12 protein-coding genes are annotated in these 15,753 nt (G+C 72.7%); 3 read left to right on the top strand and 9 right to left on the bottom strand.

All coding sequences use genetic code 11. From position 1 onward, the window contains the following. The first annotated feature begins 574 nt into the window (after positions 1–574). Positions 575–1,168, top strand: a complete 594-nt coding sequence (locus tag ACWCQK_RS04680) for a M23 family metallopeptidase (protein WP_451151907.1) — start codon at positions 575–577, stop codon at positions 1,166–1,168. 16 nt (positions 1,169–1,184) lie between these two features. On the opposite strand, the gene ACWCQK_RS04675 is transcribed toward ACWCQK_RS04680, so the two are convergent. Beyond that, positions 1,185–1,772 (bottom strand): TetR/AcrR family transcriptional regulator, encoded by a 588-nt coding sequence (locus ACWCQK_RS04675; protein WP_451151905.1) that lies wholly within the window; start codon positions 1,770–1,772, stop codon positions 1,185–1,187. 121 nt (positions 1,773–1,893) lie between these two features. On the opposite strand from ACWCQK_RS04675, the gene ACWCQK_RS04670 reads away from it, so the two are divergent. After that, entirely contained in the window at positions 1,894–3,480 is a 1,587-nt protein-coding gene (locus ACWCQK_RS04670; protein ID WP_451151903.1) for an MDR family MFS transporter, read from the top strand. A 549-nt stretch (positions 3,481–4,029) separates the two neighbouring features. Here the strand turns inward: ACWCQK_RS04670 and cseC are convergent. From cseC to ACWCQK_RS04645, 5 genes are all read right to left on the bottom strand, one after another. Next, entirely contained in the window at positions 4,030–5,379 is a 1,350-nt protein-coding gene (cseC, locus tag ACWCQK_RS04665; protein ID WP_451151901.1) for a two-component system sensor histidine kinase CseC, read from the bottom strand. 11 nt (positions 5,380–5,390) lie between these two features. Further along, complete coding sequence (gene cseB / locus ACWCQK_RS04660; protein WP_451151899.1) at positions 5,391–6,095, bottom strand: two-component system response regulator CseB; 705 nt, start codon at positions 6,093–6,095, stop codon at positions 5,391–5,393. 38 nt (positions 6,096–6,133) lie between these two features. Beyond that, the gene (locus tag ACWCQK_RS04655) at positions 6,134–6,790 is read right to left on the bottom strand and encodes a hypothetical protein (protein WP_451151897.1); all 657 of its coding nucleotides are present in this window, start codon (positions 6,788–6,790) and stop codon (positions 6,134–6,136) included. Then, on the bottom strand, positions 6,778–7,317 hold the full coding sequence (locus ACWCQK_RS04650; protein ID WP_385775869.1) for a SigE family RNA polymerase sigma factor: 540 nt from the start codon (positions 7,315–7,317) through the stop codon (positions 6,778–6,780). The genes ACWCQK_RS04655 and ACWCQK_RS04650 overlap by 13 nt, the downstream gene beginning before the upstream one ends. A gap of 285 nt (positions 7,318–7,602) precedes the next feature. Next, positions 7,603–8,538: an A/G-specific adenine glycosylase gene (locus ACWCQK_RS04645; RefSeq protein ID WP_451151895.1), complete on the bottom strand. Its 936-nt coding sequence runs from the start codon at positions 8,536–8,538 to the stop codon at positions 7,603–7,605. Positions 8,539–8,733: 195 nt separating this feature from the next. Between ACWCQK_RS04645 and ACWCQK_RS04640 the strand changes: the two genes are divergently transcribed. After that, entirely contained in the window at positions 8,734–9,579 is an 846-nt protein-coding gene (locus ACWCQK_RS04640) for a hypothetical protein (RefSeq protein ID WP_451151893.1), read from the top strand. Positions 9,580–10,078: 499 nt separating this feature from the next. On the opposite strand, the gene ACWCQK_RS04635 is transcribed toward ACWCQK_RS04640, so the two are convergent. The 3 genes from ACWCQK_RS04635 to ACWCQK_RS04625 all read right to left on the bottom strand — a co-directional run bounded on the left by ACWCQK_RS04635 (position 10,079) and on the right by ACWCQK_RS04625 (position 15,609). Further along, positions 10,079–13,489: an AfsR/SARP family transcriptional regulator gene (locus ACWCQK_RS04635; protein ID WP_451151891.1), complete on the bottom strand. Its 3,411-nt coding sequence runs from the start codon at positions 13,487–13,489 to the stop codon at positions 10,079–10,081. 120 nt (positions 13,490–13,609) lie between these two features. Beyond that, the gene (locus ACWCQK_RS04630; protein ID WP_451151889.1) at positions 13,610–15,106 is read right to left on the bottom strand and encodes a hypothetical protein; all 1,497 of its coding nucleotides are present in this window, start codon (positions 15,104–15,106) and stop codon (positions 13,610–13,612) included. Positions 15,107–15,207: 101 nt separating this feature from the next. Continuing rightward, positions 15,208–15,609 carry a DUF4913 domain-containing protein gene (locus ACWCQK_RS04625; protein ID WP_451152938.1) on the bottom strand — a complete coding sequence of 134 codons (402 nt, stop codon included), beginning with the start codon at positions 15,607–15,609 and terminating at the stop codon, positions 15,208–15,210. Positions 15,610–15,753: the final 144 nt, after the last annotated feature.

Here is a 15,753-nt window from a genome sequence, read left to right as displayed (position 1 = left end):
TCCGTACGCTGCCGTGTCGTGAGCATGATCGTGCGTGAGGGTGGCGCGAGAGGAACCGTAGGGTTACCGGACGGTAGGTGTACAGAGAGGTGCGTCACAACACCCCTTGGATTTCGGTGACTTGGAGGGGTGACGGGCGAAGGGGGCACGGAGGTCCCGCGGTACGGCCGTCCCCTCGGGGGCGAGCGTGACCGTCATTTCGCGCGGGCCGGGTGAGAGCGCCGGATCCCGTCCAGCCGACGTAGCCCGCGTCACATTCCCAAGTTCCCCGATATGCGGGGCCGGTGACATGGGGCACAGGTGATATGTCCGGTACTACCGGAGATAGTGGAATTACCAAAAAAGGCAAAAAGGACATTACGCATAGAACCTCTAGGATTCCGCCCCGTTCGGCAGGCTTCTGCGGTGAATGGGCGATGTGTCAAGAAGTGCACGATTTGGGGATTACGTACGACCTTAGGTCGTAGATAACGGGTTTGAGTGCTCATGGGATCCCGGGTTACCAAGAGATGCCCCACCCGGCAGCCGTCCGTGCGCCGGGTGGCTCTTCCGTCCCCGTCCCCATGAGGTTTCGATGTTCCAGCGCGTCACGTCCCGCTCTTCCCGTACGTCCCTGCTCCGCAACCGCGCCGCCGTGCTGGCCGCCGGTCTGGGAACGACGGCCGTACTGGGGGCCGGGGTCGCGGCCGCCGCACCGGCTGTCGCGGCCCCCGCCGCCGCCCCGGCCGCCAGGACCGGCGCGCCGGCCGCCGCGTGGGTCGACCCGGTCCAGCGGTACACGCTGTCCGCCGCCTTCAACCAGGTCGGCGGCATGTGGTCGCACAAGCACTCCGGCCAGGACTTCGCGGTGCCGACGGGCACCAACGTCGTCGCCGTGTGCGGCGGAACGGTCGTCAAGGCCGGCGGCAACGGCGCCGGTGACGGCCCCGCCTACGGCAACGCCGTCGTCATCCGGCACAGCAACGGCATGTACTCGCAGTACGCGCACCTGTCGCGCATCGACGTACGGGTCGGCCAGAGCGTCGGGACCGGTCAGCACATCGCGCTGTCCGGCAACACCGGCAACTCCAGTGGTCCGCACCTGCACTTCGAGATGCGGACCACCCCGAACTACGGCTCGGCCGTCAACCCGGTCGCGTTCCTGCGTGCCAAGGGTGTGGGGGTCTGAGTCCGACCGCTCCCGGTCACGAGCCCTGGTGGGCTCGCGTGACCTGATCGACGGCGACCTCCAGGACGGCCTTGCGCTTGTCCTCGGGGTCGCCTTCGAGGTCCTGCATCACGAACATGCCGGCGTGCAGCGTGAAGATGGCGCTGAGGCAGCGCACCTGGTCGACCAGTGGGGCGTCCGGATCGATGATGATGTCGCGCAGGCCGCGCATGCGGTCCTTGAAGGTGTCGCCGATCCGCAGTTCCCGTACCGTCGCCTGGTTCTCCTGCATGAAGCGGAACAGGGGTGACGCGTCGGAGAGTGCCTGGTGGTAGCGCCGGACGATCTCCTGCTTGGTCTCCAGCGTGTGCGGCTGCCCCTTGCCCCACTCGATGAGCTCCTCGATGGGTCTTGTCAGGTCCTCGAAGATGCTGACCAGGATCTCTTCCTTGGTCTTGAAGTGGTAGTAGAGGGCGGCCTTGGTGACGTCCAGTCCCTCGGCGATCTCGCGCAACGAGGTCTTCTCGTAGCCCTGCTCGGCGAAGAGTTCGAGCGCGACGTCCTGGATGCGCTGGCGGGTGTTGCCGCGGCGCTGCTGCTTGGTGCCGTCCATGATGCCGCCCATCCTCGTACTCCTCGCGCTCCCAGGAAACTTACTTGACGACCGGCTAGTTCCAGGTCTATTTTCCCCAGTGTAGTCAACTAGCCGGTCGGCAAGTAAGTGGCAGACTGGGGGAGCGGGAATGATGGCGGACACACAGACGGTCGACACGGTCGGCGCGGACGACGAGAAACAACCCAAGAGCGTGCGGGTGGTCCTGCTCGCGCTGATGATCACCATGATGCTCGCGATGCTCGACAACATGATCGTGGGCACGGCGATGCCGACGATCGTGGGTGAGCTCGGCGGCCTCGAACACCTCTCCTGGGTCGTGACGGCGTACACCCTCGCCACCGCGGCCTCCACCCCGATCTGGGGCAAGCTCGGCGACATGTACGGCCGCAAGGGCTCCTTCATGTCGTCGATCGTGATCTTCCTGGTCGGCTCCGCGATGAGCGGCATGGCCCAGAACATGGGCGAACTGATCGGTTTCCGGGCCGTCCAGGGTCTCGGCGCCGGCGGTCTGATGGTCGGTGTCATGGCGATCATCGGCGACCTCATCCCGCCCCGGGAGCGGGGCAAGTACCAGGGCATGATGGCCGGCATCATGGCGCTGGCCATGATCGGCGGACCGCTGGTCGGCGGCACCATCACCGACAACTGGGGCTGGCGCTGGTCCTTCTACATCAACCTGCCGCTCGGTGTGGTCGCGCTCGCCGCGATCAGTGCCGTCCTGCACCTGCCGAAGAAGCGGTCCAAGACGCGCATCGACTACCTGGGCGCCGCGCTGCTGACCGTCGGCATCACCTCGATCGTCCTCGTCACCACCTGGGGCGGTACGGAGTACGCCTGGACGTCCGCGCGGATCATGGAGCTCATCGGGATCGGCGTCGCCTCCCTGATCGGGTTCGTGTACTGGCAGACCAGGGCCGCCGAGCCGATCGTCCCGCTGCACATCTTCCGCAGCCGCAACTTCACGCTGATGTCGATCATCGGCTTCATCACCGGCTTCGCGATGTTCGGCGCCACGCTCTTCCTGCCGCTGTACCAGCAGGCGGTGCAGGGCGCGTCCGCGACCAACTCCGGTCTGCTGCTCCTGCCCATGCTGGGTGCCATGCTCGTGACCTCGATGGTCGCCGGGCGGGTCACCACCAACACCGGCCGGTACAAGATCTTCCCCATCGCCGGCGGTGTGCTGATGACGGCCGGTCTCTATCTGCTGTCCACGATGGACACGGACACCACCCGGTTCATCTCCAGCGTCTACATGGCCGTCCTCGGTCTGGGCATGGGCTGCCTGATGCAGATCACCATGCTGGTGGCGCAGAACAGCGTGGAGATGAAGGACATGGGCGTCGCGTCCTCCTCCACCACGCTGTTCCGTACGCTCGGCTCGTCGTTCGGCGTGGCGATCATGGGCGCCCTGTTCAACCACCGGGTCCAGGACGTCATGGCGGAGAAGGCCGGCGCGCTGGGCTCGAAGATCACCGAGCAGTCCGCGCAGCTGGACGCGGCCAGCCTGGCCAAGCTTCCGGCGGCGGCCCGTGAGGCCTACCAGCACGCGGTGTCGGCCGGTACGCACTCGGCGTTCGTGCTGGGTGCCGCGGTGGCCGTGATCGTGATGGTGGCGTCGGTGTTCGTGAAGGAGGTCCCGCTCAAGGGTGCGGGGCCGAAGCCTGACGGTGCCACGGACGAGGCGACGCCGACGGCGCCGCTGGCCGAGGCCATCTGAGCCGAACACCTCCCGAAGGCCCCCGGCGCGTGTCCGCCCCGGGGGCCTTCCTCCGTGCCGGGCTGGGGCGGTTCGTCCGTGCCGAGCTGGGGCGGTTCGGGAGCGGAGACGCTCCGGCGGACGCCCTGGGCCGCGGGGTGCGTTCTGAGAGGCGAGGGCCCGGCACGTTCGGGGGCGGGACGATCCCTGAGGCCGGGTTGCGGGACCAAGTCGGCACGGGGGCGGAGACGCCCCCGTGCCCGGGGCGAGCCGCCGTCCGACGTCCGAGGCCAGGCTGCTTCCCGGACCGAGCCGCCCTCCGGAACCGAGCCGACACCCCGGCCCGTTGCACGCCACCGGGCGGTGGGATCGAGCCGGCCTTCGGGGCCGAGACACGCCCGCCCCCAGGAGCGAAGCCCCCGCACCGAGCGCCCCGAGGGGCCCCGACCCGATGTGCCCCCGGCCCCAGCCGGCCTCGGGGGCCACGATGTGCGAGCGCCCGAGCCGGCCTCGGGGGCCCGGATGGGACCTGGGACAGGCCCGCCCCTGGGAACCCGGACGCGCCCGGCTCTACTGGCCCGGCAGCATCGGGTAGCTTCCCGTGTTGGTCGGGGCGTGTTCCGGCAGCCACAGCACCGCGACCGCGCCCTCGGCCGGGACGTGCGCCGGTGCTCCGGCCGGGCGGACGTTGCGGAAGGTCAGGCGGGCGCCCAGCACCCGGGCCTGGCCGGCCGCGATCGTCAGACCCAGGCCGTGGCCGCGCCCCGAGCGGTCGCTGCTGCCGGTGCGGAACCGGCTCGGGCCCTCGGCGAGCAGGTTCTCGGGGAAGCCGGGTCCGTGGTCGCGGACCCGGATGACGCGGCCCTCGACGGTGACCTGGATCGGCGGTCTGCCGTGCCGGGCGGCGTTGGCCAGCAGGTTGAACAGCACGCGCTCCAGGCGCCGCGGGTCGGTGGTCACCTCCGACTCGTGCACCACGCGCACTTCGACCGAGGGGTCCTTCGCCGCCACCCGCCGGGTCACGAACTCGCCCAGGACGATGTCCTGCAACTCGGCCCGCTCGGAGGCGCCGTCGAGCCGGGCCACCTCCAGCACGTCCTCGACGAGCGTGCGCATCGCCTTCGCCCGGTCCAGGACGAGTTCCGTCGGGCGGCCGGGCGGCAGCAGCTCGGCCGCCGTGAGCAGCCCGGTGACGGGGGTGCGCAGCTCGTGCGCGATGTCGGCAGTGACCCGGCGCTCCGCCTCGATCCGCTGCTGGAGCGCGTCCGCCATCGCGTCCACCGCCCGCGCCAGGTCGTCCGTCTCGTCCTGGACGACCCCGCCGATCGCCTCCCGCACCCGTACCTCGGTCTCGCCCTTGGCGACCCGGTTCGCCGCGGCGGCCGCCTTGCGCAGCCGGCGCGAGAGCTGGCCGCCGATGAGCACGCCGAGCGCGCTTCCGGCGAGGACCACCGCGATGGAGCCGATCACCAGGGCCTGGTCGAGGTCCTTGATGATGTCGGTGCTGCGGTCGGTGAACCCGGTGTGCAGGGACAGTACATGCCCCCCCTTGACCGGCACGGCCGCCCAGATGTCGGGCACCCCGCCCGTCCGGTCGGAGACGAAGGTCGCCCGGCGCCCCTCGGCGACCTTCGCCCGCAGCTCCGGCGGCAGATCCGCGTCGTCGATCTTGATGTTGGGGAAGTTCAGCCGCCCCGACACCTCGTAGTTGCGCTCGGCGATCAGCACCCGCTCGTCCGCGAGGTCGCGCGCGTTGTCCAGCATCGAGACCCGGGCGGCGTTGTGCACGACCAGGCTGAGAGCGATCGCCACCAGCGCTCCGACCAGCGCGATGGCCGCGCTCAGCTTCCACCGCAGCCCGGTGCGTATGCCCGAGCGCTCCACGTCCGCCGGGAAGAGGCGGCTGATGATTCCGCGCATGCCGGCCCCGCTCAGGCCTTCAGCTTGTAGCCGAAGCCGCGGACCGTCTCGATGCGGTCCTGGCCGATCTTCGTACGCAGCCGCTGCACATGGACGTCGACCACGCGGGTGTCCCCGCCCCAGCCGTAGTCCCACACGCGCTCCAGGAGCTTGTCGCGGGAGAGCACCGTGCCGGGCGCCGAGGAGAACTCCAGGAGCAGCCGCATCTCGGTCGGGGTCAGGCCCACCGGCTGACCGGCGCGCCGCACCTCCATGCCTTCCGTGTCGATCTCCAGCTCGCCGAAGGTCAGCGTTCCGCCGGTGGCGGCGGAGGCCGCCTCGTCCGTGCGGTCGGCACCGCCGGCGTGGCCGAAGCGGCGCAGTACCGCGCGGATGCGGGCGACCAGGACAGCCCCGTCGAACGGCTTGGTCACGTAGTCGTCGGCGCCCGCCTCCAGGCCCAGGACGACGTCGATGGAGTCGGCGCGCGCCGACAGCATGATCACCGGGACGGTGGACTCGTCGCGGATGCGCCGGCACAGGCTGACGCCGTCGAGGCCGGGCACCATGACGTCCAGCAGCGCGATGTCCGGACGGTCCGCCCGGAACGCCTCCAGCCCCGACAGCCCGTCGGGCATCGCGGTGACCACGAAGCCGTCCCGTTCCAGGGCGAGTTGGGTGGCCTCGCGGATGACGTCGTCGTCCTCGACGAACAACACGTGGGTCTGGTCTGCCATCCCGGTGTTCTCAGTCCTTCCGGGTGTCCTGGTGGGGGTCAGTTGCTCTCGGGCACCGGGGTCGGCTCCGCGCCGACCGCGTTGCTGTAGTCGTTGTGGGTGCGGTACTCCTCGGCGAACCGGCCCGCGGCCCAGCGATAGGTGATCACGTTCTCGCCGGACGGACTCGACACCGGGTCGCCCTTCTCGTACACCTGCTTGGTCACCACCAGGTCGCCGCGGTCTATCTCCGCGTACACCGGAGGCTCCTCGGTCTTGAAGACGTTCGTGTACCGGCCGCCCCGCTCGCGATACACGTACGCGCCCACACCGACCGCGTCACCGCAGGTCAGCACGTTGACGACGACGTCGCTCGCCGATCCGCCGGTCAGCTCGCCGTACGACACGTCCACCGGGTACTCGTCGCCGACGCACGGCTTCAGCTCCCGCTTGACCTCCGCCGAGACCCGAGGGTCGTCCTTGACGAGCCGGACCGCGTCCACCTGGTCCCGGGTGACGGAGGGCGAGGCCGCGGGGGAGGGGGCGGTGCCCGCCACCGCGTCGGCGTGGGCCGGTCCCTCGTCCCGGGCGCCGGTGCCGCCGGTGGCGCAGGCGGCGGCGAAAAACCCGAGGGCGGCGAGCACGGCCACCGCCGTGATCACCGCCTGGAAGGTCCCGCGGGCCGCCGTGGGCCCGGTGCCGGTCAGGCCGCGCAACGCTCCTGCTCCTCACGCTCCAGCGCGCGTGCGTCCAGATCGCGGCTCTCCAGCTCCTCGCGGAGCCGGGCGAGCGCCCGGTGCAGCGTGCTCTTGACCGTACCGGCCGACATGCCCAGGGCGGCGGCCGTTTCCTCGGTGGACATCTGCTCCCAGTGTCGCAGCACGACGACACTGCGCTGCTTCGGGGCGAGCACCTTCATGGCGTCCATCAGCAGGGCGCGGTCCGCGTGCTGCTCGGTGGAGTCGTCGACGCAGGCGTCCGGCAGCTGCTCGGTGGGCACCTCTTCGAGCTTGCGCGCCCGCCACCACTCGGTCCGCGTGTTGATCATGACCCGTCGCAGGTAGGCGTCCGCGAGCCGCTTGTCGGCGATGCCGTCCCAGCGGCCGTACGTCCGTGCCAGCGCCGTCTGGAGCAGGTCCTGGGCGTCGACCGGGTCCGGCACCAGCCGACGTGCGCTGCGCAGCAGCGCGTCCTGTCGGGTGCGGACGTACTCCTCGAATTCGAGCACCTCGCCCTGCGCCATGATCAACCGCCTCCGTTCCCCGTTTTTCTCCGGCCCGTGTCCGTCGTCCCCGTGGTTCCGCCGGGCACGCAAATGAAGCTACGGAGGTGTTGTCACGGGGCTGTCCGAAGCAGCCAGCGGAGAGCGCTCGGCTGTCCGTCGGTTGTGTAACGGAAGTAGGTCCGGGGTAAGGCGACGGGGTGACTGATCCCTATATGGGGCGATTTGGGCTTGGCGGAGGCGAGGTGCGTGCTGAGGGTCGGCTGTGGAGAAGGCCCGTTCGCTGTGATGTGACGATGCGTCAGGTCACAGCGGCAGCCGGTACCGGGCGCCCGGCAGCGGCTCCACCAGACCGTCCGCCACGAGCCCGTCCAGGGCTCGCGCGCGCTGCACCGGCTCGTGCCACACGCGGTCGAGCGCGGCCTGCGGGACCGGCATGTGGGCCTCCCGGAGGACGGCGAGCAGCTTGCCGCGGACCTGCCGGTCCGTGCCGGCGTAGGTCTGGCCGCGCCGCGGCGGTCCCTCGTGCTCCGGCTTGCCCGCCAGCCGCCAGGCGCACTGCGCGGCGATCGGGCAGCGATGGCAGGTCTCGTTCTTCGCCGTGCACACCAGCGCGCCGAGCTCCATGGAGGCGGCGGCCCAGCGTGCGGCGGTGCGCTCCTCCTCGGGAAGCAGGGCGCGGGCCAGTCTGCGTTCGGCGGCGGTGGTGGCGTTGGGCGGATACCGGACGCCGGCGACCGCGCGGGCGAACACCCGGCGGACGTTGGTGTCCAGCACGGCGTGCCGCTGTCCGTACGCGAACGACGCCACGGCGGCCGCCGTGTACTCGCCGATCCCGGGCAGCGCGAGGAGCTGGGCGTGGTCGGACGGTACGTCGCCGCCGTGGCGTTCCGTTATGGCGACCGCGGCGCCGTGCAGCCGCAGGGCGCGGCGCGGGTAGCCGAGCCGGCCCCAGGCGCGCACGGCCTCGCCGGGAGCCTCCGCGGCGAGGTCGGCGGGGCGTGGCCAGCGGGCCATCCACTGCTCGTAGACCGGCAGGACGCGGTTCACGGGTGTCTGCTGGAGCATGAACTCGCTCACCATCACGCCCCAGGGGCCGGCCTCGGGGTGCCGCCAGGGGAGGTCGCGGGCGTGTTCGTCGAACCAGGTGATGACGGGGGTGTGCAGATGCTTCCCGTCGGGCGAGCGGTCGGGGGAGCCGGGGGCCGGGACGGTGTGCGGGGGTTTCGTGGGCGCAGTCATGGCATTTCCGATCCTGCCATGGGTCGACCGGACGTGGTTCGAGGCTGGCCCGGGAGGGGGGCTGTCCCGTCATCGGGTTGACCGACGCCCAAAACGGACACGGAACCACCGCTTCCGGGATGATGATCCGGAAAAGTTGCGTACGGGCGGCGGGTGGGGCAGGCGGAGGCAGCGATCTCTCGTACAGTTTGCGCCGTGGGATCTCTGCGCAATCCGGTCGGGCCGCTTCCCTCCACCATCTACTGGCGACGGAGGGCCGTACTGCTGTCCGTGGTCGCCCTGTTGGCGCTGCTGATCGCGTGGATCGTCAGCACGGGCGGCGGAGGCGCCGACCACGGCGCCGACGGGTCCAACGGCAAGAATCCCGCCTCGTCGATCACTCCCGGACCGTCCGGATCCGGGCCCGCGATCAGCCAAGCGCCGGGCGGACGCGACGAGTCGGGCGGCGGGGACTCCAGTGGCTCGGGCGCGAGCTCGGGTTCCGGGTCGGACTCGGGGTCGGGGTCCGGCTCCGGGGGAGACGACTCCGGCGCGTCGGACGGTGCGGACGGCGGTGACGCCTCGGGGTCCGGCGACGGTTCGGACGACGGTTCCGGCGGCGGGGGAGGTACGGGCACCCTGCCCGCCGGTTCCACGCTGCCCAACTGCACGGCCAGTGTGGTCACGTTGACGCTCAGCAGTGTGCAGAACCGCTACTCGCCCGACGAGACGCCCGCCTTCCGGCTGACGGCGAAGAACTCCTCCGCCAACGACTGCAAGGTCGATCTCGGGCCGAAGAACGCCGTGTTGACGATCACCCCGACCGGGAGCAGCGACGCTTACTGGGTGTCGGACGACTGCCCCAAGGTCTCCGGAAGGCAGCTGTACCGGGTGCCGGCGGGCAGCAGCGCCACGTACACCGTGAAGTGGGACCGCAAGCCGAGCGCCGCGCAGTGCGCGACGCCTCCGGCGGGGTCGGCGGCGACGGGCACGTATCTGGTGGAGGCGAAGGCGCCGGGGTTCGCGAAGAAGCAGACGTCGTTCGTGCTGTCCGCGGACTGAGCGCGCCGCTCGGAGCGTGTGGCGTCCGGGGTCCGTCCGGTGGCCGAGTGGCGTGTGGCGTCCGGGTGCGGTGCGGCGTCCGCGTATCCGGTTGAACCCCCGGGGCCCGGCAGCCGTTGTGCGGTCGTGACCGGCCCAGGGTGCCGGCCGTCCGAGCCGGGGAGGTTCACCCATGCCCACGTCACCGGAGTCGTCAGGCCCGTCAGGCCGCCCGAGGCTCGGGCCGTACGGTCTGCTGAGCCGGCGCAGGACCGGCCCGGACGCGGACGGGCCCCCGGCGCGACCGGCGCGTCCGGTGCAACCGCGCGGACGCGTCCCGGAACCGCCCGCGTCCCCGCTGCCCTCCGCGCTGCTGCCGCTGCCGCCGGGGTTCGAGCTGAACCGTGACCCGGTCGGGTCCGTCGCGCCCGCGCAGGCGAGATATCCGCTCGCCGATCCGGCGCCCGCGCGGCCCGGGGCCGGCGCGCTCGCACCTCCTCGCCGGACGGGAACGGTGCGGCTACCGCGTCTCGAGCCGTAGGGCGTCGAGCTTCTTCGCGATCTCCGCCGCGTCCGGGTGATCGAACTCCGCGAAGATCGCCAGGGCCTGCCGCCAGCTTGCGGCGGCCGACTCCGGCTCGCCCGCGGCCAGCTGGACCTCGCCGAGATGGCCCAGGGTGTGTCCCTCCCCCCACCGGTTGCCGATGTCCCGGTGGGTCGCGAGGGCCTGCCGGTAGTGGTCGACCGCGCGGTCATGGGCGCCCAGCCGGTGGTGGACCGTGCCGAGCACGTCGAGGGCGATACCCTCGACCCACCGGTTGCCGCCCGCGCGCAGAACGGTCAGCGCCTGCTCCAGGCAGCGGACGGCGTCGTCGTACCGGCCCAGCCGCTGGTAGGCGTCTCCGAGGTTGCTCAGGGCGATGCCCTCGCCCCAGGAGCTGCCGACCTTCCGGTCCAGCGCCAGCCCCCGGCGGCTGTACTCGACCGCCTTGGCGTACTGGCCGGCGTGCAGATAGGCGTCGCCCAGGTTGCCCACGGCCCGCAGTCTGCCCTCCGCGTTCCCGAGATCCCGGAAGACGGTCATCGCCCGGTGGTAGTGGTCGATGGCCTCGTCGTAGCGACCCGCGCTGCGCAGCGCCGCGGCCGTGTCCGCGAGGGCCTGGGCCTCGCCCGGACGGTCGTGGGCGGCTCGCGCGGCGGACAGGCCCGCGCGGGCGGCGGCGTACCAGTCGCTCAGATGACTGCGCAGGTAGAAGAACCCCCACAGCACGGCGGGCAGCCGCCAGGCGATGCCCGGCTGCCCGGCCGCGGCGGCCTGGTGCACTGCGCCGACCAGGTTGGACCGTTCGGTCTCGCACCAGTCCAGGGCCTGGTCGTGGGTGGTGAACGACAGGGGTCGGCAGAAGGCCGGCGGGGGTTCGAGGGGGACCCGGTCGCGGTTCGGGGTGATCAGCGGGTAGGCGGCGTCCGCGGTGTGCAGATACCAGGACAGCAGCCGCCGCACCGCCGCGTCCCGGTCCTGCGGGGTCTCCTCGGCGTGGACGCGTTCGGCGGCGTACACCCGCAGCAGGTCGTGCAGGGTGTAGCGGCCGGGGAAGTGCTCGGTGAGCAGGTGGGCGTGGGTCAGTTCGACGAGCGGCCCACGGGCCTCCCGCGGGGCGAGTCCGGCGAGGGCGGCCGCGGCGGGCGCCGAGACGTCCGGGCCGGCGTGCAGGCTCAGCAGCCGGAACAGCCGCGCGGCCGGCGCGGACAGGGCTTCGTACGACGACGAGAAGACAGTCCGTACGTCGATGCTGGTGTCGTCCCCGGTGAACGCGTCGAGGCTGTCGTGGCTGTCCCGCAGTTCCGCGGCGATGGCGGCGAGCGGGAAGTCCGGGTGGGTGGCCGCGCGGGCGGCGACCACCGCGAGAGCCAGCGGGAGCTGGGCGCACCGCGCGACGATCTCCCGGGCCGCGGCCGGTTCCTCCGCCAGTCGCCCGGCGCCGAGCCGGCGCGCCAGGAACTCGTGCGCCTCGGCGGACGTCAACTGGTGCAGCGTCAGCGGGTGCGCTCCCTCGCCGGCGACCAGGCCGGTGAGCTGGTTGCGGCTGGTGACGATGACGAGGCAGCCGGGAGAACCGGGCAGCAGCGGGCGGACCTGCTCGCTGTCGCGAGCGTTGTCGAGGAGGATCAGCATCCGGCGCTCGGCGAGCATGCTGCGGTAGAGCGCGGTCTGGGCCTCCAGCCCGGCGGGCAGCCGCTGCGGGGGGACGCCGAGGGCGTCGAGCAGGACGCGGACGGCCTCCGCCGGGGGCGTCACCGAGCCGCTCGGGTCGAAGCCGTGCAGGTTGACGCAGAGCTGTCCGTCGGGGAAGTGGGCGGCGACCTGGTGGGCCAGGTGCACCGCCAGCGTGGTCTTGCCGACGCCCGCCATGCCGCCGATCGTGCAGATCACCACCGTGGCCGGGGCGCTGCCGCCGAGGGGCAGCAGGTCCCGGGTCCGCGCCAGTTCGGCGTGGCGTCCGTTGAAGGAGGAGAGATCGGCGGGGAGTTGGGCGAGCCGAGGGGAGAAGGGAGGCCGGGCGGCGGATGGTGCGGCGGCCCGGGCGGCGGTGGGCCGGCCGGCTGGGGAGGACTGCCGGGGCGGGCTCCGGTCCGCGCCGGTCGTGATCGGACCGGGCGGTTCTTCGCGGGCGGCGCCGCGGGCCGCGTCCGCGGTGCCGGAGACGGCGGCCCTGCCGTACGCGGTGCCGGAGACGGCGGCCCTGCCGTGCGCGACGCCCCGCGCGGGCGGCTCGACGGCCGACGGGTCGGCCGGGTGACGCGGTCCGGGACCCGGGGGTCCCTGGAGTCCCGGGGGTCCCTGGGGTCCCTGGAGTCCCGGGGGTCCCTGGGGTCCCGGGGGTCCCTGGGGTCCCTGGGGTCCTGGGGTGGCCGCCGGGATGTGTGTGGTGACCGGGGGCGGGTCTGTCGCGGGTGAAGTGGCCGGGGCCGGGGCCGGGGCGGAGGGTGGGGCGGTCGCCGGGGCCGAGGACGGGATGGTCGTCAGGCTTGGTGTGGGGAGCGGGGACGGGTCGCCAGGCAGGCCTGGTGTCGAGATCAGGGGCGTGTTGGCCGTTAGGCCTGGTGTGGAGACCAGAGACGGGTCGGACGCCAGGCCTGGTGTGGAGAGCAGGGACGGGTCGGATGCCAGGATCCGTGCGTGCAGATCGCGCAGGGGCGCGCCGGGCTCGACGCCCAGTTCGGTCACCAGCGTGGTGCGTGTTCGGCGGTAGGACGCCAGCGCCTCGGCCTGTCTCCCGGACCGGTAGAGGGACAGCATGTGCAGCCGGCACAGCTCCTCCCGCAGCGGGTGCTCACCGGTCAGCGACATCAGTTCCGCGATCACCCGGCCGTGGCGGCCGAGCCGGACGTCGAGGTCCAGCCGTGTCTCCAGCGCGCTCAGCCGTTCCTCGGCCAGCCGGGAGCGCTCGGCCTCGGCCAGCGGGCCGGGCAGGCCGGCCAGCGCCACGCCCCGCCAGCCGTCGAGGGCGCGGTGCAGCAGGCCCGCGGCGGTGGCCGCGTCGCCGGCGGCGGCCGCCCGCGCCGCGTCCGCCACGTGTCGTTCGAACGCGGCCAGGTCGAGGGCGTCCTGCGCCAGCTCGGCCCGGTATCCGTCCGCCACGGAGACGATCGTCCGCGGCGGCACGTCCGGGTCGCGGCCGGGCTCCAGCACCTTGCGCAGGCGCGAGACATAGGTGCGCAGCACGGACACGGCGGCCGTCGGCGGCTCCGCGCCCCACACGGCGTCGACGAGTTCGGCGAGGGTGACGGCCCGCCCCCGGCGCAGCAGCAGCGCGGCCAGCACGGCTCGCTGCTGGGGCGAGCCGAGGTCGAGCTCCCGGCCGTCGCGCCAGGCCCGGACGGGCCCCAGCACGGTGAAACGTAAGGAAAGCGGGTCGGCTCCGGTCACCCTCCGGACTTTAGTGACACTTGACGTGTCCATGGGGCAGCGGTGGGTGAACTGTGGCCGACCGGCGACCGTCGCGATACACGGGACCGCGCGGCCCGCGCCCTCGTGCAGGGGCGCTGCTCACACGGTGAACTTGACCGCCTCCAGCCAGAGGTCGTTGCCGAGGGTGCCGCCGAAGATGTACTCGGGGCGCGGGCCGACGCAATCCGTCTGGCCCCAGCCGACGTTGTGGACGTGGGCGAGCCGGCAGATCCGGCCGCCGCTGCCGATGCTGATGGCGAAGCCCAGCATGTCCGGGGCGCCCTTCTTCGTGCTGCCGATGTAGACGTCCTTGCCGTCGGGGGTGTCGGCGGTCCAGTGCGGCTTCCAGATGCCCCGGCCGTCGGTCGAGTCCGGATTGTGCACAAAGGCGTTGGCGGCCGCGCCGCCGGTGCCGCGCACCGCGATGTCGAGCGCCTTGATCGGCCGGTTCTGGCCCGTCGTACCGGCCACCGTGCCGTCGCACACGGGCTTCTGCCAGCCCTTCCCGGAGACGTAGGCGCGGTAGCAGATGTGCCGTCCCGGATCGTTGACGGCGAGCCGGTTCACGGCGGTCGCGGCGGTGTCCTTCGGGGGCGCGGTGGTGACGGTCGCCGTGGCCTTCGGGGGCCGCACGGTCACGGTGACGGTGGCCCCGGCGCCACCGCCGTGCGCGGTCCGCTTCGGCTTGGCCGTCGCCTTCGGTGACGTGGCGGACGGGGACGGGGACGGAAACGGGGACTGGGACTGGGACGGGGTCGGGCCGGGCGGCCCGGAGACGATCGGCGTCGACTCCGGGCCGTGGCCCGCCCTGGATCCGGCGGTCTGGGTGTGCGCACCTGCGGCGGTGTTCTGCTGCCCGCCGTCGCTCGAACCGCCGCCCGACATCACGAGCGGCACGATGACGAGGGCGGCCACGCCGAGCGCCACCGGCCCTACGACCAGGGGCCGGTGGAGCAGACCGGACGGCTGGTACTCGTCGTCCGACTGACGCGACGCCTTCCCCGCGCCGGTGGCCGGGCGCCGCGGGGACACGCCGGGCAGGGGGGCCGCGCGCCGAGGCGGGGAAGCCGGCGCCGACGGATGCGCCGACGGATGCACCCCCTGCCCCACGGCCTCGCTCTCGTCGGCCTCGCTCTCGTCGTCGTCGGCCTCGTCCGCGTCCCCGTCGTCCTTGGTGCCCGCGTGACCGGGCGGTACGGCGTCCGGCCCGTCGTCGGCCGCGATCGGCACCGTCATCGCCTCGATCGCCGTCGGGCCCGGCGCGGGCGGCGGCTCCACGACCCTGCTCGAACCGTCCGGGGCGACCTCGACATAGGTCACGTCCGCCACGGCGGGATCGGAGACGGCCGCGGTGACGGGCAGGTTCCGCCGGCTCGCGTAGGCGTGCAGCGTGTCGAGGATCGCCGTGTCGACCGTCTCTCCCCCCGTGACCGGCACGGGCATCCCGTCGATGGCTGCGGAGCCGTCGGCGGCGATGATCACCGAGAAGAGCGGGGGCGTCGCGGAGGGGGCGTCGTCGGCCAGGCCCGCGGCCGCCTGGTCGGCGGAGAGGCGCTCCCCGGTCGTCGGCTCGTCCGACTCTGCGTCGCTGCTCATGGCCGTCCTTCCCTGGTGTTCCGGCCGCGTCCTGCGAACGGGGCCGCGGTCTGCGTCGTACAACGGGGCCGCGACGCGCGCGGTTCAACCGGGCGCGGGGCTCACTCCGGGAACGCGTCCATCTCTGGTGCCGCCTTGGCGCGGTGGCCACCGGGCTTGCAGCCCGCGAACGGGCCGTTGGGGTCGCGCAGCGTGGCCATGACGTGGGAGAGGTGGTCGCGGTGCCAGGCGGCGGGGCCGCCGAGCCCGGCCTCGGGGACGGTCAGGTCCTGCCAGGCCATCCACAGCCCGTAGAGCTGGGCCACGGCCTCGGGGTGCAGCCACCAGCGGGAGCACCACGGTGCCGTCGAGGTGACCTCCCGTCCGTACACCGGCAGCAGGAGGTGGCGTACCCACAGGGTGAGCCGGTGGAGGGCTTCGAAGTGGTCGGGGCCGCTCAGGTACAGGATGAACGGGGGGACCGGGGGCGGGCCCTGGGCCTCTGGCGGCGCGGGGACGGGCACGGGAGACGCGGGGCCGGGCACGGGAGACGCGGGGCCGGGCACGGGAGACGCGGGGCCGGGTGCGGGAGGCGCGGGGCTGTCGGACTGGTCCGGCGGGACCGGCTGGACCGGGGCGAGGGACATACGGGGCTCCAGGTGCTGCGG

It is taken from the genome of Streptomyces sp. NPDC002306 (assembly GCF_053593435.1).
This window is presented reverse-complemented; position numbering and strand designations above follow the sequence as displayed.